Source organism: Helicobacter magdeburgensis (assembly GCF_000765825.2).
Lineage (GTDB): Bacteria > Campylobacterota > Campylobacteria > Campylobacterales > Helicobacteraceae > Helicobacter_C > Helicobacter_C magdeburgensis.
Map to the genome: position 1 here is coordinate 1 of NZ_JRPE02000021.1, position 24,815 is coordinate 24,815.

Annotated in this window: 26 protein-coding genes; 18 read left to right on the forward strand and 8 right to left on the reverse strand. The window is 38.7% G+C overall.

Translation table 11 applies throughout. The features are described 5' to 3' along the window. Positions 1-290: 290 nt before the first annotated feature. Positions 291-1,028: a triose-phosphate isomerase gene (locus LS74_RS09875; RefSeq protein WP_034586360.1), complete on the forward strand. Its 738-nt coding sequence runs from the start codon at positions 291-293 to the stop codon at positions 1,026-1,028. Positions 1,029-1,165: 137 nt separating this feature from the next. Here LS74_RS09875 and LS74_RS11535 read toward each other — a convergent pair whose 3' ends face one another. Next, positions 1,166-1,561, reverse strand: coding sequence for a hypothetical protein (locus tag LS74_RS11535; protein WP_236096915.1), 396 nt, complete (start codon positions 1,559-1,561; stop codon positions 1,166-1,168). Between the two features lie 173 nt (positions 1,562-1,734). Between LS74_RS11535 and fabI the strand changes: the two genes are divergently transcribed. From fabI to LS74_RS09915, 7 genes are all read left to right on the forward strand, one after another. Next, entirely contained in the window at positions 1,735-2,577 is an 843-nt protein-coding gene (gene fabI / locus LS74_RS09885) for an enoyl-ACP reductase FabI (protein WP_034586363.1), read from the forward strand. Positions 2,578-2,611: 34 nt separating this feature from the next. Beyond that, entirely contained in the window at positions 2,612-3,955 is a 1,344-nt protein-coding gene (gene rimO, locus LS74_RS09890) for a 30S ribosomal protein S12 methylthiotransferase RimO (protein WP_034586366.1), read from the forward strand. Positions 3,956-4,084: 129 nt separating this feature from the next. Next, positions 4,085-6,091 carry a methyl-accepting chemotaxis protein gene (locus LS74_RS09895; protein ID WP_034586369.1) on the forward strand — a complete coding sequence of 669 codons (2,007 nt, stop codon included), beginning with the start codon at positions 4,085-4,087 and terminating at the stop codon, positions 6,089-6,091. Between the two features lie 191 nt (positions 6,092-6,282). Beyond that, positions 6,283-7,299, forward strand: coding sequence for a phosphate acetyltransferase (gene pta / locus LS74_RS09900; RefSeq protein ID WP_034586372.1), 1,017 nt, complete (start codon positions 6,283-6,285; stop codon positions 7,297-7,299). A gap of 34 nt (positions 7,300-7,333) precedes the next feature. Continuing rightward, entirely contained in the window at positions 7,334-8,539 is a 1,206-nt protein-coding gene (locus LS74_RS09905) for an acetate/propionate family kinase (RefSeq protein ID WP_034586374.1), read from the forward strand. Between the two features lie 25 nt (positions 8,540-8,564). Beyond that, positions 8,565-9,110: an isochorismatase family protein gene (locus LS74_RS09910; RefSeq protein ID WP_034586377.1), complete on the forward strand. Its 546-nt coding sequence runs from the start codon at positions 8,565-8,567 to the stop codon at positions 9,108-9,110. Between the two features lie 145 nt (positions 9,111-9,255). Next, positions 9,256-10,164 (forward strand): J domain-containing protein, encoded by a 909-nt coding sequence (locus LS74_RS09915; RefSeq protein ID WP_002955880.1) that lies wholly within the window; start codon positions 9,256-9,258, stop codon positions 10,162-10,164. A gap of 14 nt (positions 10,165-10,178) precedes the next feature. Here the strand turns inward: LS74_RS09915 and LS74_RS09920 are convergent, their stop codons facing one another. From LS74_RS09920 to yedE, 4 genes are all read right to left on the reverse strand, one after another. Further along, on the reverse strand, positions 10,179-10,661 hold the full coding sequence (locus LS74_RS09920; RefSeq protein ID WP_034586380.1) for an NINE protein: 483 nt from the start codon (positions 10,659-10,661) through the stop codon (positions 10,179-10,181). A 62-nt stretch (positions 10,662-10,723) separates the two neighbouring features. Continuing rightward, positions 10,724-11,341: an endonuclease gene (locus LS74_RS11540; RefSeq protein WP_084584229.1), complete on the reverse strand. Its 618-nt coding sequence runs from the start codon at positions 11,339-11,341 to the stop codon at positions 10,724-10,726. A 294-nt stretch (positions 11,342-11,635) separates the two neighbouring features. Next, positions 11,636-11,863: a sulfurtransferase-like selenium metabolism protein YedF gene (yedF, locus tag LS74_RS09935; protein WP_034586383.1), complete on the reverse strand. Its 228-nt coding sequence runs from the start codon at positions 11,861-11,863 to the stop codon at positions 11,636-11,638. Positions 11,864-11,866: 3 nt separating this feature from the next. After that, complete coding sequence (yedE, locus tag LS74_RS09940) at positions 11,867-13,102, reverse strand: selenium metabolism membrane protein YedE/FdhT (protein ID WP_034586387.1); 1,236 nt, start codon at positions 13,100-13,102, stop codon at positions 11,867-11,869. Positions 13,103-13,351: 249 nt separating this feature from the next. Here yedE and LS74_RS09945 point away from each other — a divergent pair, with 249 nt between their 5' ends. From LS74_RS09945 to LS74_RS09985, 9 genes are all read left to right on the forward strand, one after another. After that, a complete protein-coding gene (locus LS74_RS09945; RefSeq protein ID WP_034586390.1) occupies positions 13,352-13,972 on the forward strand; it encodes a hypothetical protein in 621 nt (206 codons plus the stop codon). A gap of 127 nt (positions 13,973-14,099) precedes the next feature. Continuing rightward, positions 14,100-15,374 carry a hypothetical protein gene (locus tag LS74_RS09950; protein ID WP_034586392.1) on the forward strand — a complete coding sequence of 425 codons (1,275 nt, stop codon included), beginning with the start codon at positions 14,100-14,102 and terminating at the stop codon, positions 15,372-15,374. A gap of 38 nt (positions 15,375-15,412) precedes the next feature. Then, on the forward strand, positions 15,413-16,285 hold the full coding sequence (locus LS74_RS09955) for an NAD(+)/NADH kinase (protein ID WP_034586394.1): 873 nt from the start codon (positions 15,413-15,415) through the stop codon (positions 16,283-16,285). A 59-nt stretch (positions 16,286-16,344) separates the two neighbouring features. Continuing rightward, positions 16,345-17,895: a DNA repair protein RecN gene (locus LS74_RS09960; protein ID WP_138129107.1), complete on the forward strand. Its 1,551-nt coding sequence runs from the start codon at positions 16,345-16,347 to the stop codon at positions 17,893-17,895. A 3-nt stretch (positions 17,896-17,898) separates the two neighbouring features. Beyond that, positions 17,899-19,284: an NFACT family protein gene (locus LS74_RS09965; protein WP_138129109.1), complete on the forward strand. Its 1,386-nt coding sequence runs from the start codon at positions 17,899-17,901 to the stop codon at positions 19,282-19,284. Positions 19,285-19,320: 36 nt separating this feature from the next. Then, positions 19,321-20,283 (forward strand): aldo/keto reductase, encoded by a 963-nt coding sequence (locus tag LS74_RS09970; protein WP_034589205.1) that lies wholly within the window; start codon positions 19,321-19,323, stop codon positions 20,281-20,283. Positions 20,284-20,333: 50 nt separating this feature from the next. Then, on the forward strand, positions 20,334-20,753 hold the full coding sequence (locus tag LS74_RS09975) for a MerR family transcriptional regulator (protein WP_034589203.1): 420 nt from the start codon (positions 20,334-20,336) through the stop codon (positions 20,751-20,753). Between the two features lie 217 nt (positions 20,754-20,970). Then, positions 20,971-21,468 (forward strand): cupin domain-containing protein, encoded by a 498-nt coding sequence (locus tag LS74_RS09980; RefSeq protein WP_034589201.1) that lies wholly within the window; start codon positions 20,971-20,973, stop codon positions 21,466-21,468. Between the two features lies 1 nt (position 21,469). Beyond that, positions 21,470-22,075: a sugar O-acetyltransferase gene (locus LS74_RS09985; RefSeq protein ID WP_034589200.1), complete on the forward strand. Its 606-nt coding sequence runs from the start codon at positions 21,470-21,472 to the stop codon at positions 22,073-22,075. Positions 22,076-22,215: 140 nt separating this feature from the next. On the opposite strand, the gene LS74_RS09990 is transcribed toward LS74_RS09985, so the two are convergent. Next, the gene (locus tag LS74_RS09990) at positions 22,216-22,521 is read right to left on the reverse strand and encodes a hypothetical protein (RefSeq protein ID WP_034589597.1); all 306 of its coding nucleotides are present in this window, start codon (positions 22,519-22,521) and stop codon (positions 22,216-22,218) included. 301 nt (positions 22,522-22,822) lie between these two features. Here LS74_RS09990 and LS74_RS09995 point away from each other — a divergent pair, with 301 nt between their 5' ends. After that, positions 22,823-23,311: an MFS transporter gene (locus tag LS74_RS09995; RefSeq protein ID WP_034589596.1), complete on the forward strand. Its 489-nt coding sequence runs from the start codon at positions 22,823-22,825 to the stop codon at positions 23,309-23,311. A gap of 36 nt (positions 23,312-23,347) precedes the next feature. Here the strand turns inward: LS74_RS09995 and LS74_RS11090 are convergent, their stop codons facing one another. Further along, positions 23,348-23,866, reverse strand: a complete 519-nt coding sequence (locus LS74_RS11090) for a restriction endonuclease subunit S (protein ID WP_004086105.1) — start codon at positions 23,864-23,866, stop codon at positions 23,348-23,350. Between the two features lie 86 nt (positions 23,867-23,952). After that, a complete protein-coding gene (locus tag LS74_RS11095; protein WP_201274725.1) occupies positions 23,953-24,720 on the reverse strand; it encodes a restriction endonuclease subunit S in 768 nt (255 codons plus the stop codon). Positions 24,721-24,815 lie beyond the last annotated feature (95 nt).

Here is a 24,815-nt window from a genome sequence, read left to right on the forward strand (position 1 = left end):
AAATGTAGAGATAGCAAATTCAAGTGCTGAAATAAGTGAAAGAGTAGATAGAGTAGCTAAAGATATATTAGATGATGTGAATAAGAAGAGGTTTTAGGGGGATTTAGATTTAAGTATTTTTCACATCTTAAGGGGTATTGAATACTCCTTATCTTTTTTTAATCTCGCATTTTGATTTATACACTCATTGACAGGAACTTGTTTATAGCATATATTGGGGGTATAAAATCTAATACTTTATACAAAATTCTGTTTTATTTCTAAACTAAAAGCAACCGCAAAGGAGTAATATGAAAACAATTATTGCTGGGAATTTTAAGGCAAATCTAACGCGAAAGCAGGTAGCGGCTTATACGCAAGGATTAGAGAAGTTTTTAGAATCTCAATGTGCAGATTCTATCAAAAATCATAAGCTACAAGTGGATATTTTCCCTTCACACACGGCGTTACTTGAGGATAATTTTAAGCATTTTCATATCGGCACACAAAATGGCTATTTTGCTCTATCTGGAGGTTTTACGGGTGAAATTGGGCTTTTACAATTACAAGAATTTGGGATTCATCGTATTTTGATTGGGCATAGTGAGCGTAGGAATCTGTTTGGTGAAAATAGCGAGTGCATCGCTAAAAAGTTTAGATTCTATGCCCAAGTGGGATTTGAGATTTATTACTGCATAGGGGAGGATTTGCAAACGCGTGAAAAAGGTGAAGAGGCGTTAAAGAACTTTTTGAACGCACAACTTGCAAACATTGATGTAGGTTATCCTAAACTGATTGTAGCCTATGAACCTATTTGGGCGATTGGCACGGGGGTAAGTGCAAAGGCGGAGCAGATTGCAAAAACACATAAGATTCTAGCGGAGATGACAGAAGCTCCATTGCTGTATGGTGGGAGTGTGAATGCGGATAATGCGGGGGAAATTCTAAAGATTCCAAATGTGAATGGTGTGCTTGTAGGCTCGGCGAGTCTGGAAGTGGAAAGTTTTACTAAGATTATTCAGGCTGGGTGTGATTTGGGAGCTGTGTAGATACTAGTAGATTCTCAAATGACAATCTTAGAACCTGATACGGAATCTCGCTAAAAAAGTGCTAAAGTGTGAAAGAGGATAGAGGAGCAAAAAGCTCAAAACCACCCCAAATGGGTGATTTTGAATGTAAGAAAGACTTATTTCATAATCTTTTTAATAGCTTTTTCTATACCCACAGACACACTGCAAAGCCCAACAGATTCTTTCATCTCTTTGCTTGTAGGTTTAGCTTTGTCTTTGAGTGAATTTATTGCATCTTTGGCTTGGAGTTTTTCTTGAGCGTTACCACCAAGGAAAAGTTTTTCTTCTTGTGAAAGCCTTTTTGTCATTTCTTTAGCTACACAAGCATTAAGGTCTTCTAATTCTTTTTCATTCAATACCTTTTTGTATAGCTCATCAATGTCCGGTTTTATGTAGGTGTAGATATTTTCTTGAGAGTTTTGCTCTAGCTCCGCTTGAGGTGTAGGACCGCTTGATAAACCCCCTGCTAATAGCACTGCACCGCCGATAATAGGTAAAACCAACTTTTTCATTTCTCTCCTTGTTTTTGATTTGGTTTTTGATTTCGCCTTTTAGTTTCAAAAAGCGTTGTTTATGGTAGTTGTTTTTCTTTAAAAGTCTTGTAAAAGCCTGAAAAATATTAATGCAAAAAAAGTATAATTTGCAGTTTTGAAACATTTTGTAAAATTTGTGTAAAGGGGCAAATATGTCTGGAATCTTAAAAGGCAAAAAGGGACTTATCGTTGGTGTGGCAAATAATCGCTCTATCGCTTATGGTATAGCCAAAGCGTGTAGGGAGCAGGGAGCGGAGCTTGCTTTTACATTTTTGAATGAAGCATTAGAAAAGCGTGTGCGTCCTATTGCTGAGGAGCTAGGGGCAAAGGAGCGTGTGTATGAGCTTGATGTGGGCAAAGAAGCACATTTTAGCTCTCTTGCTGCAAGCCTTAAAAAAGATTTTGGCTCTTTTGATTTTATCGTGCATTCTGTGGCGTTTGCACCAAAAGATGCATTAGAGGGGGATTTTATCCAAACAAGCAAGGAAGCCTTTAACACGGCAATGGAGATTTCTGTGTATTCTCTCATTGAACTTGTCCGCACACTTGTTCCATTACTGAATAATGGAGCGTCTATATTAACTTTGACTTACCTAGGCAGTGTGAAGTATGTAACAAACTATAATGTTATGGGTGTGGCAAAGGCGGCATTAGAATCTAGTGTGCGTTATCTTGCCTATGATTTAGGCAAACAAGGTGTGCGTGTGAATGCTATATCCGCTGGTCCCATCAAAACACTTGCAGCAAGTGGGATAAGTGATTTTAACATTATGCTTAAGTGGAATGAGGCAAATGCACCATTGCGTGAAAATGTTAGCATAGAGCAAGTGGGGAACTCGGCTATGTATCTTTTGAGTGATTTGGCAAGTGGCGTTACAGGTGAGGTGCATTATGTAGATGCGGGATATAACATTATGGGTATGTGTGCTACTGAAAGCATTGATGGCAAGGTAACGCCACGATGGGATATACTCACAGCTAACACTCGCAAATAGCTCATACAATCAACACAAATAAAAGGTAGGCTTTTTGCAATTTTCTACAAATTATCTTCATCTCATTTCCCTTGGCTGCACGAAGAATCTTGTAGATTCTGAAGTGATGCTAGGGAAGTTAAAAAGCTATCAACTTACCCCTGAAATTACAAAAGCAGATATTATCATTGTCAATACTTGCGGATTTATAGAATCTGCCAAGCAGGAGAGTATCCAAACTATCCTTGAAGCTTCTGCTTTGCGTAAGAGCGGAGCGGTGCTTGTGGTGAGTGGCTGTTTGAGTGAGCGATATGCCAACGAGCTTAAAGAAGAGATTCCAGAGATTGATATTATCACGGGTGTGGGGGATTATGACAAGATTGACATAATGGTAAAAGATTTAAAATCCTTGCAATCTCAAAGGGTGTTTTTAGCCACTGAATCTAATGAACGCGTGATTATAGGCTCATCTTTTCACGCTTATATTAAGCTAAGTGAAGGGTGCAATCAAAGTTGTAGCTTTTGTGCTATTCCTTCATTTAAAGGTAAGCTCCACTCCCGCACACTAGATTCTACGATAAAAGAGCTACAAAGCTTATATGAAAGGGGGTTTAGGGATTTTAGCTTTATCGCTCAAGATTCTGGCTCGTATTTGCGGGATTTGGGGCAAAAAGATGGGCTGATAGAGCTTATAAAAGCTATTGACAATCTGCAATTACCCATAAGTTGCAGAATCTTATATCTCTACCCCACCACCACGACTTTGGAGCTTATAGAGACTATTGCTCATTCCACTTGCTTTTTACCTTATTTTGATATGCCAATCCAGCATATCGCGGATTCTATGCTGAAACTTATGCGGCGTGGGGCAAATAGGGCTAAACACATAGAATTGCTAGAATCTATGCGGCAGATTCCCCATAGCTTTATCCGCACAAGCTTTGTGATAGGACATCCGGGGGAGGGTGAAAAGGAGTTTATGGAATTACACGATTTTGTGGAAGGCTTTAACTTTGATAGGATTAATCTCTTTGCCTACTCGCCACAGGTTGGGACATTTGCCTATGATATGCCCCAAAGTGTGAATGCCAAAACTACAAATAAACGCATTAATAAGCTTAATCGTATCATAAAATCGCAGTTTAAAGCTCACAATAAAGCCCTGCTAGGACAGGAAGTTATCGCCATTTGCGAGGGCAAAAGTGAAGTGAGTGAGTATTTTTACAAAGCCCGTTTGAAGCTGTGGGGCAAGGATATTGATGGGGAGATTCTTATCAATGATAGTGAGATTTGCGATAATTTAGGGCAAATGCTCCCTTTAGATGAAGGCTATTATCGTATCCTTATCACGGAGCAGAAGCAGGATTTTCTTTTCGCTAGGGCATTGGAGCGATTGTAGTTGTAAGACTTGCAAAACTTACACATTTTGACAAATTTTGTTGGTGTTGCTAGGTTTCTTTTTAAGAGTTTAAGTCATAGAGTATTATATTTGCATAGAGTTTCCTCATATCGTTTCAAGGAGTTCTCTATGTTATCCTTACTTCGTCATTTGAGTATCAAAGTGCAGATTCTCGCTCTTGTTGCCATTCCCATTATTGCACTTGTGTGCTTTATTTTTGTGCAACTTTCCCAAACTTTACATTCCATTTCATCAGCTGAAATTCTAAAAGGGCAGATTAGAATCTCCGAGCAACTCTCTGCCCTTGTGCACGAAATGCAAAAAGAACGCGGTATGAGTGCGGGATTTCTCGCAAGTAAGGGTAAGAAGTTTGCAAGTGAGCTTCAAGCCCAACGACTTCTTACGGATAAAGCATATAGGAATTTGAGTGATTTATTCGCACAAAGCAAGGATTTGCCACAAAGTTATCAAGCTCAACTTAATCAAGGATTAGAATCTGTTTCTAAAATTACGCAAATACGCACTATGGCTGATGATTCTCTATCAAGCCACAGCAATGTAACGCCGCAAGTCATAGGATACTACACCACGACAATAGCATTTTTGCTTGATAGCGTGTTGGAATCTACAAAGCTTATCCACGATGCAACTTTGGCAAAATCAATGGTTGCTTATGTGAATTTTTTGTATGCAAAGGAGCGAGCGGGGTTAGAGCGAGCCACAGCAAATGGAATCTTTGCGAGTAATGTTGTGCCAAACGATACAAACTATAATAAGTTTGTATCGCTTATTGCTGAACAAGAAGCATTTATGAAACTTTTTGTTTCCCTTGCTTCGCAGGAGAGTTTAGATTTTTATTTTAATGCTATTAAAAATCCAAGCTTTGCTAAAGTGCAAGAAATGCGAGAGATACTTCATACAAAGCGACATAGCGGGGATTTTGGTGTGGAGGCAAAAGAGTGGTTTGATACTATTACAATAAAGATTGACACGCTTAAAGAGATTGAGGATTTTATCTCTCGTCGTCTTGATACTTTTGTAGATTCTTATCTTAATGAGCTTTATAGTGAGCTAAAAACTTGGCTTATTGTGAGTGGAATCTTGATTCTTTTGGCACTTATTTTATGTGTGCTTGTGCTACGAAGTATTCTTACACGACTTAATAATGTCAATACAAAGCTTTCTTATATCACCGAACATCGCGATTTAAAAGAGCAGGTAAAGGTGTTGGCAAATGATGAGATATCTGCAATGGCGCGTTCTGTAAATGCCTTTATCCGTTATATTCACGATATGTTTGTAGAGTTTGCCAAACAGGCTAAAAACAATCTTTCTATCACACAAGCTCTTGTTAATGTTTCAAGCAAACTTGATAGCAACACAAAGCATATTGCTCAAATTTCGGCAGACAACACAAGCTTAGGAGAAAAAAGTCGCAGCATTATAGAGCAGAATATCACCCTTTCTAATGCGACAAAAGAAGCTTTAGAATCTGTGTTGGATAATGTAGGGCATACACGGGAAATTATAGAATCTACTAATCAAGAGATTCGCGATGATGCCCTAAAAGAAAGCCAAAATGCCGATAAGATTCTCTCTCTTGCCAATGAAGCAAAAAATATTCAAGGTGTGCTTGTTGTGATTACTGATATTGCCGATCAAACAAACCTACTAGCTCTTAATGCCGCTATTGAAGCTGCTCGTGCTGGGGAACACGGCAGAGGCTTTGCTGTTGTGGCTGATGAGGTGAGAAAGTTGGCTGAACGCACACAGCATTCCATCACGGAGACAAGTGGCATTATTCAATCTATTTTGCAGTCTATTGATGAGATTTCCACAGATATGGAAAATAGTTCTAAATCAATGCAACATCTTGCCGAGCAATCAGAGGTTATGCATAGTAATATAGAAGCACTTACACATCTTGTGCAAGAAGCTATGGAAAAATCTCTCTCAAGCTTGGAGGGTGCAAAAAAAGTCAATGCCAATACAAGTGCAATACTAGATAATGGTGCAAAAATAGCAGGGTGCGTTGATGAGATTGTAGATATTAATGAAAAAATGCAGGAAAGTTCTAAAAATTTAGGCACACAGACAAAAGAGCTTGATGAGATGATTGGCACTTTTAAAATTTGATGTATTGATGTAATACATCATTAAGATAGGGCAGATTCTCTCAAAAAAGATAAAAAAATCTTGTATAAACTCATAAAAATATGTATCATTTTTACACATTTTACAAAAGCTATTTTATCAATAATGTATATTTTTAACACACTTAGTTTATGATTGAGTTTTACAACATTTTAGAATCTTGGGAGGAGAAAATGGGTTTTATTGACACGATTAAAGCTCAAGCACGGATAAATAAAAAGAAAATCGTCCTGCCTGAAGTCTCGGATTTGCGGACGATTGAAGCGGCAGTAAAGATTTTGAATGAAGGCTTTGCAGACATTGTTCTTGTTGGGCAAAAAGATGAGATTCTTACTCAAGCTAAGAATCTAAGCCAAGCTCACTTGCCGCTTATAGAAGCTTTAAATAACGCCACTTTTCTTAATGCCAAAGATACCGCATTGCTTGATGAACTAACAGCCTTGCTTGTGAAGCTCCGCGCTCATAAGGGAATGGATAGCACACAGGCTAGAGAGCTACTTATCAAAGATAACTTATATTTTGGTGCGGCACTTGTAAAAAGTGGTAGGGCTGATGGTATGGTCGCAGGAGCGATACACGCCACAGCCGATGTGTTGCGTGCGGCATTGCAGATTGTTGGCACAGCGGCAGATTCAAAGCTTGTTTCAAGCTTTTTTATTATGGATATTCCACATTGTGATTATGGTTTGAATGGGACATTTGTCTTTTCTGATTGCGGTTTATGTCAAAATCCTACCGCTGAAGAACTCGCCCACATTGCTATCTCAAGTGCAAAAAGTTTTGAATCTGTTATGCATAGTGAAGCTATGGTGGCAATGCTTAGCCATTCTACTTATGGGAGTGCTAAGCACGCCGATGTAGATAAGGTAGTGGAAGCTACAAAAATAGCTAAAAGCTTAGCTCCTACACTTAAGATTGATGGGGAGTTGCAGCTTGATGCGGCGATTGTGCCAAGTGTGGGAGAATCTAAGGCAAAAGGCTCAAATGTCGCAGGAAAGGCAAATGTGCTTGTTTTCCCAGATTTAGATGCGGGGAATATCGGCTATAAACTCGTGCAGAGATTTGCTCGTGCAGAAGCCTATGGACCAATCACGCAGGGTATGGGTGCGCCAATTAATGATCTTTCGCGTGGGTGCAGTGCTGATGATATAGTGGGCGTAGTGGCTTTAACAGCACTTCAAGCCAAATAAATATCAAATAATTTTAGAATCTAAAGGAGAGAAAATGAATGTTTTAGTGATTAATTGTGGGAGTTCATCTTTAAAATTTCAGCTTTTTAATGCTGATACAGAAAAAGTCCTAGCAAGTGGAATCTGCGATAGAATCGGCATTGAAGGCAGTGTGCTAAACTACAAAGATAGTGAGGGCAAAAAGAGCGAAAAAAAAGAGCCAATGCCAAATCATACAAAAGCTATTGAAATGGTGCTAGAAGCTTTGACTGATAAGCAAAATGGTGCGATTAGCTCACTTGCTGATATTCGTGCTGTGGGGCATCGTGTGGTGCACGGGGGAGAATTTTTTAAAGAATCTGTGCTTATTAATGATACGGTTATTGCTCATATTAAGGAATGTGCAGACTTAGCCCCATTGCATAATCCAGCTAATCTTATGGGGATTGATGTCTGTCGGCAAAAAATGCCAAATACGCCTATGGTGGCTGTTTTTGACACAGCATTTCATCAAACTATGCCCCCACAAGCTTATATTTATGGTGTGCCTTATGAGTGGTATGAGAAGCACAAGGTGCGGAGATATGGATTCCACGGGACAAGTCATAAGTATGTATCGCAAAAAACAGCGGAGTTTTTGGGGCTAGATTATCATAATTCTAAAATCATCGTATGCCATTTGGGGAATGGCTCATCAATTTCAGCGGTTAAAAATGGCAAATGCGTGGATACAAGTATGGGGCTTACTCCGCTGGAAGGGTTGATTATGGGGACTCGCAGTGGGGATTTAGACCCTGCCATTTTGGAATACATCTCAAAACGAGAGGATTTAGATATACAAAGCATTTTAAATATGTTAAATAAAAAATCTGGTGTGCTTGGAATCTCGGGCGTTTCAAGTGATTTTAGAGATTTGCTTGATGCGGATTTAGGTGGTAATGAAAGGGCAAAACTCGCTCGTCTAGCCTTTGCCTATCGCGTGATGAAGTATGTTGGGGCATATTGTGCGGCGATGAATGGCGTTGATGCGGTGAGTTTTTGTGCCGGTGTAGGTGAGAATGCGAAGTTTATCCGCGGTATGATAGTAAAACAGCTTGAGTTTTTGGGTGTAGAGCTTGATGAATCGGCAAATAATATCTGCGGACAAGAGGCGATTATCTCAACAAAGGATTCTAAAGTCAAGGTGTGTGTTATCCCCACAAATGAAGAGCTTGTCATTGCACGGGATACAAAGACTATCGTTTCACAGCTTAAAGACTAGCTAAATCTTACTTAGGAGGGGAAAAATGCGTGCTGTATTAAAAGCAAAGAAAATGCTTTTTGTATGCGTGGATATACAGGAGCGACTTTTGGAGCTTATGGCTCATAAAGAGAGTGTGGTAAAAAATGCAAATATCTTGCTTCAAGCTACACAGATTTTACAAGCGCCACTTTTAGTTACAGAGCAGTATCCAAAGGGGCTAGGCAAAACGCATAGTGCGATTAAGATTCCAGCAAATACGCCTATTTTGGAAAAAACAAGCTTTGGAATCTTTGGGAGCGAGAGCATAAAAAGTCATATTGCTAAAAGCAAATGTAAGATTTTAGTATTTTTTGGCATTGAAAGTCATATTTGTATGCTTCAAAGCATAGTAGAAGCTAGGAATCTTGGCTATGAATGCTACTTTGTAGCAGATGCCTCTAGCTCACGCAATGCACTTAATCACGACCTTGCTCTAGAGTTTTTCCGCACCATTGGTGTAAATGTCCTACCCACAGAGGCGATTTTGTTTAGAATGCTAGGAGATTCTAAACACGAACATTTTAAGGCAATATCAAATCTTGTGAAGTAGATTCTAGCTCCCTTTGTCTTTCTTGTTTCATTTGAGTAGCCTTTATAGCTAATCTTAGGAACTTTATTTGCTTATTTTGCCGATAGTATAGAATCTTACATAATTTCTAAAGGGCAGATTCTACAAAGAGCGAGGCACAAGGGCGATGAATGTAACATTATTACAAAAGTATATTCAAATCACGGTTGAAGAAGATAATGAGTTCTTACACAAAGCCCTTGCGTATGCGGAAAAATACTTCTCCAAAAGCTATCGTCTATCCCGCACGATTCTTATCCTTGATGATGGAGAGCGATTTAAAAAAGACTATCTTGTAAATTGGGCATATCACGCCTTTGGGCAAGATGAAAAGCACCAAAAGCTTCATCATCTGCTAGATTCTAAAGGGGAGCTTGGCGAGTATCAAGGGCGTGAGAATCCCACTCTAGAATCTCTAGAATCTAATGAATTGCAACAGCCCATAGAAGAGCCCCTGCAGGATTTAAAATATCTGCTTGATTTTACCTATCTGCCTATACGCATTAAGATTGTGGGGAAAAACTCTCTTATTGAACGCGTGAAAATCTCCCTAAGATTACTCAACACAAAACGCATAATGCTGAAAATGGATAAGGCAAATTCTGTCGCCAGACGCTATATCGCACAAATGTTTGAGGAATATTATGTGGGCTGCGATAGAGATGAGATTTACCTAGATTCTACAAAGCCCTATTTTTGGGAAAGCATTATGAATCTTATTAGCTTTAAGGTAATCCATAATGTCATTTTGGACTTTGATTATGATAGCTTTAAAAATCGCGGTGGGCTAGGGAGCTTTGAGAGTTCGTTTTTAACAGATGAAGAGAGAATCCTGCGAGGCTGCTATATGACGCTAGAGTGTCATTATCAAGATGACTTTGCTCTAGTGAAAAAAAACTATCTCAAACTTGCTAAAGAATACCACCCTGATAATGTCTTTGGGCAGGATTCACAGATTGTGGAAAGCTATAATGATAGGTTTAGGAAGATTCAAGAAGCGTATGAAAAGATTAAAACCTATCTTAAAGCTTCATAATGTATAAATAAGCTTTATCTCGTCTCTCTCAAATCCCTTGCTCCTAGCATAGAAAGGCATTCTGTGATTTTATTAAAATTGTCCTGCTTAATGCCCTTCCATACAAAAAACCAATCCGCAATCACCCAAATAGAGGGTGCAAGTAAGGCTAAAAATCCTAAAAAGAATGCTACGAGAAAATGACTATCTCCATTAATGTTACTACTCATAACTGCCCCGGCCAAGATAAACACTACAAAGAAAACAATACCCAAAATCCCAAGGATTATCTTTAAGATTCCAAGTCCAATATCGCCCTTATAGAATCTATCCGCTCCAAAATGCCCCAAAAACAAGCCCAGCACCAAGCCAATCACAGGATCTTTAAGTGGCAAAAAGCCAAGGGAAGAAATCTTATCATTTGGGAGCTTATCAAGCTGCTGCTGAAGCGGCAAGGCTGTCTCTGCTGGAATCTTATTTATCCATTGTTGAGCAAGTATAAATGCGTAATTATCCATCACAATCCTTTGTCAAAAAAAAGTGAAATTATAATCTAGGATATTAAATCGCTTTTAACTTTTTAAAAGCCCTGCGTTTGAAGCAATCTCATCTCATATTCTGTTGGCGGATAGGCTTTATCCCAAGATTCCATTAGGCTTTGCTCTTCTTGTGTGAGCGTGATTTTATACTGCTTTGCCATATACAGATAGATTCTAGCGATTATGCCCTTGACTTCATCGCGTGGATAGAATCTTTTGTTTTTAAAGTCCGTGTAGGCATTACATTTGCCATACTGCCCTTGTGGGACATTTTTAGATTCAGCATAGGCAAAGTTGCTTCTATCGGCATTTATCTCGCCTATGGCAGGGACTAGATTTCTTTTCTCTGCTTCTATTTTTTTAAAATTTTCATCATTCGCACACGCCTTTCTGCCGCCATTTTGCCAACATTCAAGCTGTCCGCCAAAGCGATGGGCTGGCATAATGTGTTCAAATTCAATGCGTTTTGCCCGTATATTTGCCTTGCCCTTGCTTGTAAAAGGCTTCCTTGGGGTATAGCCTTGCGTCGTCTCTTTTGCAAGTTTGGACTGGTGCTTCGCACAAGTGGTGATTTTAGCGGATTCTGCACTCAAGGCTCGGTCATTTGCGTTTAGCAAACTCCCTTCACCTTTCGCTTGAAAACCATTAAAATCACTCAAAGATACTTCCGCAGTGGAATTACTTTCAATATGGCGGGAATTGGATTCTAGAATCTTTAGCGTATCTATATCAAACTCCACTCCGCAATAAAATTCCGTGTGGAAATTGTGCTGCTTATAGGCTTGTTTGAGCTGCTGTTTGCTTTGAGAAAAGCTTATAGATTCTGGGCTAACATTCGCACAGCCAATAATCAATATGGCATAAAGAGTTGCAAGTAGAATCTGCCATAATCTTATGTGTTTAACAAAGGTGTTTTTGTCTAGATTCAAGCTATTTTCTTTGCATAATGTTTTTTAAGGCTTTTTGATAAGAAACCGCAGTGTTGGACCATCTTGGCGTATATCAAGCACTTCAAAGCCCATTGCCTTTGCGTCATTTGGGATTGAGTTGATACTTTGGGGGCAGTCGCATAGCACTTCTAAAATCTCTCCACTTTGCAAATTAGGCAGTGCATCAAGTGTCGCAATAGCAGGATAAGGACACGCCTCGCCTTCAAGATTCAATCTATAAGTAATATTCATTCTTTATCCTTTCATTGAGATTTTAGCATAGGGATTTGTCTTAAAGAAATAGCGTTTATAGGCTAAGACTAGCCCCAGCATAATGGCAAAAAACATAAGCGAAATACCAAAGCCAAGCATAGAGCCATATTCTTCTAAGAGATTGAGTTTCACTCCACCTACAAAGCTTTGCGGGAAGAAATCATAGCTCAAAGCTAGAATCATCGTGCCAAGAATATTAGCTATTCCTACAATCATAAAATGCACCTGCCCTTCACACGCTCTATAAGCCCAGCCACATTCACAGCCCCCAGCAAAGACAATGCCAAAGCCAAATAAAAATGCCCCAACCACCACGCCAAGGCTCATTTCAATAACCTTAGCTTGATGTCCATAGAGCATAAACGCAAAGGCAATGAGTGAGGCGATAATCATTCCAATAATCGCACCATTTGTCGCAATAGAGCGTCCAAAGAGAAATAAATCCCTAAAACACGAGGTAAAGCACACTTGAGCGCGAGAAATGACAAAACCAAAAATAAAGCCAAAAAGCAGAGCCACAGACAAAAGGCTTTGTTTGATTGTAACATCTAAGGCAGGATTATTGAGAATAAGATAAATAAACCACGCAATAAAGCCTAGAAAAATCAAGATCCCATACACAAAATGCCGAGTTTGCCTTGAAGTATTTTGTTCAATATGCAAAGATTCGGCATTTATTTGCAGTTTTTCTAGCTTTGCTTTTGGCTTAAAAAATAGCATATTACACACTTTGACGCCAACATAGATTCCTGCAATCATAAAAATTGTAAAAATCCAAGTGTGCATAGAAAAATATGGCAAACCTGTGAAAAAATTTGCCAAATTACAGCCAAAGGCAAGTCTTGCTCCAAAGCCAGAGAGTAGCCCACCCACAATGGCTTGAAAGATTCTAATCTTACTTGCAGGGAGACGGAATTTGACTTTGTTTGCCCACAATGCAGCTACCAATGCACCAATAAACATACCAATAAGCATAAGTCCATCAGTGCGTGTGAGTGGCGTGCCATTAAGATTTTGCTTTGTATAGTAGCTATATGAGCTTAAATCCATACCAAAAAGCTCTAAAAACTCCCCGCCCCATCGCGTCATTTCGCCTGTTACAGCCCAAACTGCACCAAAGATTCCAAAATATACAGCAGAGAGAATCCCAAGAGCAATCATACCTTTACCTGTATTCCAAAAATTGACTAAAAATTTTTGCCGTGCATCAGCTAGCATATGCAGTCCTTTCTGCGTTCCTTGCACAAATGATAAGTTTGATTTAGACAGAATGTAAAACTCTTCTGTGAGCTTGTAGAATGAAGTCTAAATATGAATGCTTTACACGAAAGCCTAAAAAAGTAGCGGGGGGAATTATAATGTTAGAAAGTTTAAAATTATGTAAAACATTAAAAATATAGGGGGAATACTTTTTGCTAAAACTCCACAAAAAAGCAGATTCTGCGTGTTTGATAAAGGAGTATCGCAATGGAAAGGAAGTCATCAAAGGCGAAGTTTTATCTTATCGGTTTTGCACTCTTGCTTCTTGCTACACTTGGTGGGGTGTATTACTATATGGTGGAGTTTTCAACGCATTCTTTAGAAGAAGTAACCCAAAATATAGAATCTAAACTTTTAGAGCAGGACAATATCGCTAAGCAATCCCAGCTAGATTCTGCAAATTCACAAATCAAGCTTTTAAAGGCTCAAAAAGAGAGCCTACAAAAACAGCAGGATAACGCACCGATGAAGTTACGCTACTCCATTAAGCCAAAGGATAAAGTCGTAGCCCATTGTGTCAATATGAAAGTAGGACGCTTTGCTATGCCTAAAAACTGCAGCGAATCGCTAAAAAGTGGCATAAATGAGATAATTAAGCAAGATAATACGATTGTGGCTTTTGAGATTTCAGGCATTGTGGATACGCGTCCTTATGCGGGACTTAGCCCAGAGCTAAAGCAAGAGGGATTGGCGAGTTTTCGTGCTAAGGAAGCCATTATGATGGCTACTCGGCAAATGCCAAGTGTAGCGGCATTTGAGGGCTTATCTCAACAGAGGGCAAATCAGCGGGGCTTTGTCGTTCGTGCGTTTTATGTAGAGAATAAATAAAATGCCTTTCATCTCTTAAGGCAAAATAGCGTTAGGATAAAGAATGTAGGCGTTGGGCTGTAATGATATTAGCTTTTCTATTTTAGAATCTAGACTATGTTGATTTATACGATTTAAAGGGGCTAATATGCAAAAGATTCAAAAGATTCTAGTTTTTCTATGTTTGTTAAGTGCGTTTTTATTTGCAAAGGAGCTTGATGTAAATCGCATAAAGCAAGGGGATTTTACAGAGCTAAAAGCCTATCTCACACAGCTAAAATCCATATCTAAGCAAAGGGATTTAAACTTTAATGAGTATAGAACACTCACTAGATTTGCCCTTGTAGATGGGATAGATGGCGTGTATAATGGCGGGAGTAATAGGGGGTTTGCGAGTGTTTATTACTCTAAACTTTCCCCATTTCTTGCTAAAGAATTTGGGGATTTGTTTGCAGAATACGGCATTCCTTTAGGCAATGACATTGAGGAGATTAAGCCTGAATATTACTTGTATAATGAGTTAGTATTCTGGTTTAATGATTCTAAGCAGATTTTTACCACAAAAAAGGCTTATGAATCTTTTCTCTTTTTTAAGCATAATGCCGCATTTGCCACAAAAATAGACGAAGAAGGGCAAGAGATAAGAAATTGTGCCTATGGTGATGCAGGTGGTGGCGAGTGTGAGTTTATCTTTAAAAAGCCTGTAAAGGCAAAAGGCATACTTACTTTTAATGCTGACTTTTCTTCGCCGCCCAATGAAGTGGACGCGTGTGATTATCCTGCATATTTTAGCACTTTTAAGACGCAAGATTCTAGGCTAGAGTTTATCAATGATGGGCATATTGTTTTAGATAAGCGTGAGTATTATGACAAGCTTGCCCAGCTTTTGCCAAAGTGGTATAAAGATGGGCTTGGCGGGAGTGTAGGCTATGAAGTGGAAGTAGAGATTGTAGGTATTATGCCTTGGAGTTTTTCAGCGTGTGCGGCTGGGAAATATGTAACTATCACAAATATCAAAGTGGAAAAAAAGCTGCAAGATAACCCAAATACTAGAAAAGACTATGAAAACATAGAGAGTGAATTGAATGTATATAGGCTTAAACTAAACAGCACAGATAGATATGTGAATCTGCGTGAAAAGCCAAATGGTAAGATTCTAGAGCAAATCCCTACTGCTAAAAGTGATGCAATTTTATTGCTTAATCTCAATATGTCGCTATGGGAAGTTAAAGGTGTGAGTGAGTGGCAAAGGCAGCTTGGCTTTGAAAGGGCTGAATTTAGTGGTTATAAAGAAGTTATGGGACAAGAATGGATAAAGGTGCTTTACTTCCCACCAAGCCTTTCGCCAAAGACACAAACAATCACGGAAGCAAAGATAGGTTATATCCATAAATCACAGCTTGTTATGGGCGATTTGCCTTGAAAATAGCTTGATTAAGAATGATAAAAATGAGCGATAGAATGAATACAAACAAGCCCATACGCAAAGTCGGCATTGTGCTAAGACCAAGTAGCCCCGAGCTTAAAGGCGTATTTTTACAAACGCGTGAAATGCTTGAAGATTCAGGCATTGAAGTAATGCTTGAGAGTATAAGCGGGGGAATGATAGAGCTTTTGGGATTAGACTTTGCCAAAATCGCCTCACAATGCGATGGCTTTATAAGCCTTGGGGGCGATGGGACGCTGATTTCTATGCTAAGACGAGCTTTTTTTTACAATCTACCTTGTATGGGGATAAACACAGGGCGACTAGGCTTTTTAACCGCCTTTATGCCAGATCAATTACAAGCATTTATCCCGCATTTGCAAAATGGCAGCTATGCTTTAGAATCTCATCTTGTCTTGCAAGCCCTTGTGTTTGAAAGCAAAGATTCTACCACGCCACTGCATAGCATTCTAGCGATTAATGAGTTTCTTATCAACAAGCACGAGTTAAGCGGTATGGTGCAGATTGATGCGCATATTGATGAGATGTATTTTAACTCCTATCGTTGCGATGGCTTGATTATCGGCACACCTGCGGGTTCTACGGCATATAATATCAGTGCGGGAGGCTCTGTTATTTATCCATATTGTCGTAATATCCTGCTTACTCCCATCGCTCCGCATTCCTTAACGCAACGCCCTTTGGTGTTGAGTGATGAATTTGTGTTAGAATTTTATGTCAAGCAGAGAGCAAAGCTGATTATTGATGGGCAGGAAATGCTAGATATTTTGCCACATTACAAGGTGCAGATTCGTGCTTTGCCCCAAAGTGCTATGCTGATTTATCCGCCAAATAGGGATTACTTTAGCGTTTTGAAAGAAAAGTTTAGCTGGGGGCAGGAGCATTAATTTAATAAGGGCATTAAAAAGCATTAAATTGTCAGCCCAAGCATACAAAAGGAAGTAGAATGATTAATAGAATCTTAATCCACAACTCCCCCGCATTCAAAGATGTAGAGCTATATCTACAAGGGGGCTTTAATGTCTTTAGTGGGGCGAGTGGTAGCGGAAAGTCTGTCTTTATGGAATCTTTGACTGCTATTTTTGGGATTAAAGAGAGCAATGCGGACTTGATAGAAGCAAATATTGATGTATCGCACATTGCATTTGATTGGGACAGCTATGGCATTCCTAATGATTTAGAAAATGAGATTGTGCTAAGCATTGTAAAAAAGGATAAAACACGCTATTTTCTTAATCACACTTCAAGCTCAAAAAAACGCTTAAATGAGCTTGTTTGTGGCTTTGCTAAACATATCAGCACCAAAAGTGGCGATGAGCTAAGCCCGCAAAATCTTTTAAGGATTTTAGATTATTTTATTGCTAAAACGCATAAGGCACATTTAGATTTGCTTACAAACTATGAGAGAGATTTTTTAGCACTGCAAGAGGCTCAAAAACAGCTCAAAGAGTTAGAATCTAAGGAAGCAAATATCGCCACACTCAAGGAATTTGCTACTTTTGAAATACAAAAAATACAATCGCTCCAACCAAAAGAGGGCGAGTATGAAGAGCTTTTAGCCTTAAAAAAAATGCTATCAAAACAAGAGCGGATTAAAGAGCAGATGTATAAGGTGCGAGAAGCGTTACAAGCGACACAGCATTTTGAAGAGTTTTTAAGCCTTATTGATGAGAAATGCCCCACCTTGCTTGAAGGGCTAAGCGAGTTTGAAGCCATTATGGAAAGGCAAGAAGAGCGTCTAAGCGAGATAGAGGGGCTAAATCCTGAATCTATGCTTGATAAAATTGCTGCTTATGCCGAGCTAAACCGCCGATTTGGCGGGGTAAAAGAAGCTTTAGCCTATATGGAGGAGCAAAAGCAAAAACTCAAAGAATATGAAAATTTAGATTTTAATAAGCAGGAGCTAGAAAAGCAAATTAAAGTTTTGCGCGAATCTTGTGAATGTGGGGCTAAGGAGCTATTTAATAACCGCTCAAAATCCCTTGATTCATTGAATGCGAAAATCACAGGGCTTTGTGAGAGATTGCGGCTTAAGGCGAGTGTGTTAGAGTTGCGTGAAGTGGCGATGCAAAAAAGTGGGAATTGTGAGCTTATATTAAAGCTAGGCGATGCCGATGTGTCTGTGCTCTCTTCCGGGGAGTATAATCGTTTGCGTTTGGCGATAATGTGTATTGACACCGAGCTTACACCAAGGAGTGGAATCTTGGTGCTTGATGAGATTGATGCGAATTTAAGCGGGGAAGAGAGCGAGGGGGTGGCTAAGATTCTAAAAACGCTTTCAAAAGATTATCAAATCTTTGCGATTTCTCATCAAACCCATATGCCCTCCCTTGCGGATACGCACTACCTTGTGGAAAAATGTAAAGATTCTAGCGTGATTACCAAGCTTGATTTTGAAGGCAGGGTAAAAGAGATTGCCCGTATGATAAGTGGAGCAAATATCACAAATGAAGCAATGGAGTTTGCTAGGAAGCATTTAAAAGCATTAAAGGAATAAGTTTTGAATCTGGCATTGCTGAAAGGTGTGGAGCGGTATTTGCAGGGTATGCAAAGCATTGCTGTGGCGAAACGCAAGGATTCTAATCTTTTTTTATTTGTGTTTAGGGATACAAGCGGGGCAAAGCAGAGTTTGTATTTTGATATGAGTAAGGCTCAAAGTCATATTTTTATCGCTCCAAAAGAGATTTTGCAAACGCGTGAGTTTAACGCCCCTTTTGATACCAAGCTCACGCAATGCACCACAAATGCGGAGATTCAAAAGGTGCGTGTTGATGGGGAGAATAGAATCTTGCAGTTTTTACTCACCCAAAAAGGCAAGTATAAAAAGCAGAGCTTTTGGCTGATGTGTGAATTTACAGGCAAACATACTAATATGATTATTTGCGATGAAAAGCTCATTGTGATTGAGGCTTTGCGGCATATTCCACAAAGCAAGTCGTGGCGTGAAGTAAAAGTCGGTGTGTTTTTAGAATCTCTGCCACAAAGGGCGGGGGAGAAAATAGAATCTTTAAGCCAGAGTGAGACGCAAGAAGAGCTGATTGCAGCCTATCAAAAGCATTATCTTTCAAAGCAGGAGCAGAAAAAGCACAATGCCATTGCGAGTTTAAAGGCAAAAAAAGCAAAGCTAGAGCAGGTTTTAGCAGATTTGCCACAATATGAAAGCTTAATAGAATCTGCGGCGTTGTATGCGAAATATGGGGAACTGCTTTTTACACATTTACATACCTTGCCGCCTTATAAATGCCAAAATGCAGAAGTTGAAGTAAAAGATTTCAATGGCAAAAATGTGCTTGTGCCGTTGCCACCAAATGTGCGAGACTTCACAGAAGCGGGGAATTGGTATTACACGCAGAGTAAAAAGCTTAATAAAAAGGCTAAACATTTGCATTTACAACGGGAAAATTTGGAGTATAAAATCAATTTTATATGCGATGAAATGGCGTTTGTGGAGCGATTTGGGGAAGTTGAGCTGTTTTCTAAGAATCCTAAGCTAAAAAATGCTGGGGCGAAGCAAAAGACGGAAAAAGCGGAGTTTGAGAGCTTTTTTATTGATGGGTATAAAGTCAGTGTGGGGCGTAACGCAAAGGAAAATCAAAAGCTTTTAGAAGTGGCTAGGGCTGAAGATTTGTGGTTTCATATCAAAGATGTGCCAAGCTCTCATTTGATTATCCATTGTGGGAAAAATACCCCTCCAAATGAAGTGCTATATAAGAGTGCGGAGATTCTCGTAGGGCTATATGCTGCACGCAAGGGTATTGGGGACTTTGTGGTGGATTTTACAAAAAGGCGATTTGTCAAGCTCTCTCAAAACGCACAAGTAATCTACTCTAAACATACAAGCATTATTTGCAAAGCTGATAGCACGGAATGCAAAGTCGTAGGGTAGAATTAATCTCTACGGATAGCCTTAAAAAGGACAACAATGCAATATATTACCCTAAATAATGGCATAAAAATGCCTAGCATTGGGCTTGGGACTTATGGACTGCAAGGGCAAAAGGGTGTGAAAATAATGCAAAATGCCCTGCAAATTGGATACAGACTCTTTGATACTGCACAAATGTATGAGAATGAAAAGGAAGTGGGCATAGCTCTAGCTACGCAAAGCCTAAAAGATTCTAATTTGCAAACAAAAGAATCTAGGGATTTTGCCCATCATATTACAAACACAAAATATTTAGATTCTAGCACCACGCCAATTTCAAACCCACACAAGCAATCAGCCCATAGAGAATCTAGCGAAGTTAGCCCAAACGATTTAAGCCGCCCATTGCAAAGAAATGAGCTTTTTATCACTACAAAGCTTTCATCAAATATGCCCTATAAAAGAGCGTGGCAGAGCATAGAGCAGAGTTTGCAAAATCTAGGGCTAGAATATGTAGATTTGCTTGTAATCCACGAGCCTTACGCAAATGCTAAAGAAATGTATAAAGCCTGTGAAGAGGCGTATCACAAAGGGCTTATCCACGCGATTGGAATCTCAAATTTTTATGGCAGATTTTTAGAGGATTTTTTAGATTATGTGCGTGTTAAGCCTGTGCTAAATCAAGTCCAAGCACATATTTTCTTTCAACAGCACACATTGCAAAAATTTTTAGAATCTAAGCATATTCACTTGCAAGCGTGGAGTCCTTTAGCTTGTGGGAAAAATGGTATTTTTACAAATGAGACTCTGCAAAACATAGCAAAAGCTCATCATAAAAGCACCGCACAAATTGCTTTGAAATTTTTGCTAGATAAAGGAATGAGTATTATCCCAAAGGCGTCAAGCTTAAAGCGACTCCAAGAAAATCTCACGCTTTTTGACTTTAGCTTAACGCAAAAAGAGAGAGATTCTATCACACAGCTTGACACAAATAAAAGCCTTTTTGGCTGGGATTGCTAGGGGGTTTATTCACTTTACCCTATAATTACAAGAAACGACAAGGACAACAAATGGCATATACAATCATGGAAGTTGAAAGGGCAACAAATATCCCTTCAAGAAAGATAAGATTCTGGCTTGATAAGGGGCTATTTCCCTTTGTGGAACGCGATGAAAATGGGGTGCGTTACTTTGCAAAAAGCGATATGGAGTGGCTAAAGTGGATAGAGTGGCTTAGGCAGTGTGGAATGAGCTTGAAAGAAATTAGAGAGTATGCGGAGGCTTTAAGCGGGGGTATTAAAACTGCACCAAAACGCAGGGCTTTATTGCAAAAAAGCTATGCAAATTTACAAGCACATATCGCTTCATTGCAAGAGATTTCACAAAGGCTAGAGACAAAACTTAGAATGTATGATGAGATAATAGAAAAGGGCGTAGATACCTTTAACCCACAAAGCAGGGATTATAAAGAGTGTGAAAAGCAGTGCTAAGCTACTGCTAAATCGCCCTTAGTCAAATAGGCTATATTTCCTTAGCCTTAAACTTAACTTTGACATTCTAGCCGCTTTCAAGCCCTAGTCTAAATAAGTTCAAAAATCTTGCATTTTCCCCTTGACAGACACTAGGTGTCAGGCTTTATACTTTTGTTTTATAATCTAATATTTGCTTAAAAGCTTAGATTCTATCAAATACTCAAAGGAGACAAATATGCAAGTAAATAGGCTTATCTTATCAGGTATATTAGCAAGTGTAGTATCAATATGTTTCGCACAAGGAGAAAAATCTATGCAAGAGATTACAAAAGAGGCAAAAGAGATAAAAGGAGATTCTAGAATCTTTAGCGGTGAAGTTGGAGTTACAATGCTTTTTGAGAAAAATGCGTGGCGAGATTTTAGCGGTGCAAAAGTGCATTTTAGCCCAAAGGCTAGGAGTGCTTGGCATACTCACCATGCTGGACAGACACTCATTGTTACGCAAGGTGTGATTTACACAGGCACAAAAGATGGCATTATCCACAAAGCAGAAGTAGGGGAAAGCATTTCTTGTCCGCCGAATGTAGAGCATTGGCACGGAGCGGGACTAGAATCTAGCGGCACACATATCGCCCTAACGCAATATAGTAAGGATTCTAATGTGATATGGGGCGATAAGCTAAGCGATGAAGAGTATTTTCAAGCGATTAAACAAGCAGAGAAAAGGAAGTGATATGCAGGATAAAAGTAAAAAAGCTACAACAAACGCTACGCCAAGCACAGATAGAGATATTTTCACGCGTGATATAAATGGGGAGTTAATAAGCCCTGATGATAAGGATTTCTCACAGATTTTAGCCGTTATAGAAAACACACAAAAGCTAGTCCATAAGCTAAACACACAAATGCTAGATAAAGATTCTGCAAGGGCTATTTTTAGTGAGATTGTAGGCTATGAAGTGGATTCTAGCGTGTGGATATTCCCGCCTTTTTATGTGGATTTTGGACGCAATATCAAGGTAGGCAAAAACTTCTTTATGAATAGCTCTTGCACTTTTATGGATAGGGGCGGGATTACAATTGGCGATGATGTGTTTATCGCGCCTAAAGTGTGCTTAACTACAATCAATCACGATTTTAACCCCTACAATCGCAAGGCGACTTTTTGTAAGCCCATTGTGATAAAAGATAGGGTGTGGATAGGGATAAATGCCACGATTTGCCCGGGCGTTACCATTGGGGAAAATTCAATCATTGCCGCAGGAAGTGTGGTAACTAAAGATGTCCCGCCAAATGTCATTGTAGGTGGGAATCCCGCTAAGATTCTAAAAAGGCTTTAAAATCTTAGCTGATACGAAGTTTAAATAATGTTTATCATCGTGTGCATTTATGGGGTATGCTAACCTTACAATCCCCCACCCCCTGTATGCTTACCCCACCCCACTTGGGATTATAATGTGCTACTCATAGCAATGTTTTATTAGATTTTCTTTTGGAGTTGTTCTAGCATTTCTTTTGCTTTATTGATATGTGTATGCAGGGCAGTTTTACCTTTGGATTCTAACTCTTTAGTGATTGTATGCAGGGAATCTTTTGCTTTTTGCTGTGTTTGAATATTCAGCTCATTTGCATTTTGCTGAATCTCACTTGATAAGCGTTGTATGGCGTTTTTGGCTTCACTATACTTTGCCTGCAGTTGCTCTTGTGTGCTAGTTTTCACATCTTGTTCTAAACTTTTTATAGAATCTAGTGCATTTTGCAAACTCTTTTGAATGTTGTCGTTCATTCTGTGCTCCTTAAATTGATATTGTGTGAATGCAAATCTACAAAAAAAACACTTTTACAATAATCAAGTATATTTTCATTTTTTACAAAAAATGCTATATGTCTGTTACACAATGAAACTTTTTATTTACTTTTATCGCAGTCTGTTGTGGAGATAGTTTTTGATTTGATTCTCAAAATGTTGTTAAAACTTAATGTTTCCCCCTTGAGCTACACCAAGTGTCAGGTTTTATACTTTCACCTCACATTTATTTTTATACGAAAAGGAAAAAGATGAATCATAATTTTTTATTGTGGATTTTATGTTTTGGTTTGTTTGGGATTATCAGCACAGAGCTTGGAATGATGGGATTATCCCCATTGTGGCACAGAAATTTAGCGTATCCATTGATGATGCGGGCTGGAGTGTGAGTGTATTTTCGCTTGTGGTTGTGTTTTGTGCGCCTATTGCCCATTTGCTTGGAATGATATGTTTGTATGCGTTGATATTTGTGTTTGCAAAGCAAGGGGTTGTGCTGCTTATATTTGCAGTGCTGCTTGGAATCTTAGCGGGTGTTATCAATAATGCCACACATTATGTGATAACACACCCCTATCCACAAGCCCCTGATTTTACCAATGGCTTATTTCTCTCAATCGCAAATATCGGCTTAAGCACAGGCGTGGCTCTATGCGGACTTTGCATTTCACTGCTTAATACGCAATACACCGCCCTTTGTGCCATTGTGCTTTTATCTATGGGCGTGGCTACAATGCTATTTAGAATGCGATTGGAAAGGGTTAAGAGCTAAGGGGATTTTAACTTTTGCTAGATTCTTTGATTGATGCTAGGCTTTTATTTTAGAATCTAAAAGTTTATTTTCATAGTATTTTATGATTTTTTTTAAATGCTTTTGCTCTAAGTTTTTCATAAAAGATTCCATAAAAGCGTAGTTTGGATTGCCTTTAGAATCTATGGGTAAAACCAACTTTTCTCTTTTGATTCTCACATCATTAATCTCACGATTAAAGCTATATTTCTCGCTTAACCTTTGAATTAAAGGCAACATAAACAAATAAATATATGGGCTAAATGTTGTATTTTCAAGCGTTGTGATATGGTCGCTCCCTATAAATTCATATTGGTGAAAAAATGCACTTCCCACGCTCCCACTATTCGCAAGGCTAATGCAGTTTTGAAACTTCCTTACTTCTTTATCATTATCGATAAAATTATCCACGCCATTATTGATAGAGCTAGAAGAAATATAAGGTGTTTTACCATTTATTTGGTGCTTTTTAATCAGTCTTTTACCGCGTTTTATTTTATGGAAAATTTTATAGAAATAAAACTCTCTCCATTGCAATTTATCAAGGTTGCAAGTATAAGAAAAGGTAGAATCTTGCCTACTAGATTCTATAAAAGCACAATAATCATTATAATCAAAGGGTATTACCCCCCCCCCCCGCTAGAATCTAGTTTATGTGTATAATAAGCTAAGATTTTTTGCAAATGCTTTTGCTCTAAGTTTTTCATAAAAGATTCCATAAATTCATAGTGTGGATTACCTTTAGAATCTATGGGAAGCATTATTTTTCTATTGTGTAATCTTGTGCCTGTTAAGCCTTTTCCATATCCAAAACCACAACTTTCAATGCTTTTTTGCAAAACTTGTGCGATAAATAACCCTGTATATCTATTAATCCTTTCATTGCTAAGATAATACATTTTATTGCCTGTAATGTATTCTATGCCTTGATAGAAAAAGTCAGCATTTTCAGCACCCAAACTAATCGTATCTTTTGGGTTTAAAGAGAAGTTTTCATTTTCTACGATGTCTTCCAAACCATTATTAAAAGAAGTTCTAGTAATATAGGGCGTTTTTCCTTTGCCTACTTGTAAATTATTTTTATGATAGGGCTTTGAATTTGTTATTTTGAAAATCTCGCCAACAATAAACTCGCCCCACTGCACAGATTCTAAACTTAATTCATTCTTTGCAATTTCCATTAGGCTACCCTCAAGGAAAGTTGCAAGGTTTTGCTTTGTTGTAAAAGTGTGGGATTGTTCGTTATGTCTTTGGGATACTTCGCTTTGCTCAGTATGACAAGGCAAAAGATCGGTATGACACGATAAAAAATCAGTATGGCAGGATATAGAATCGGTATAGCAAAGTGAAGATTCAGTAAGATAAGGTGGGTGGCAAATATTACCAACCAACCCCCCCACAATAAAAGAATAGAAACAAATTATGATAGATAATAATATATTGATATATATTTATTTTATATCTATTTTTTATAAACTTTATATTA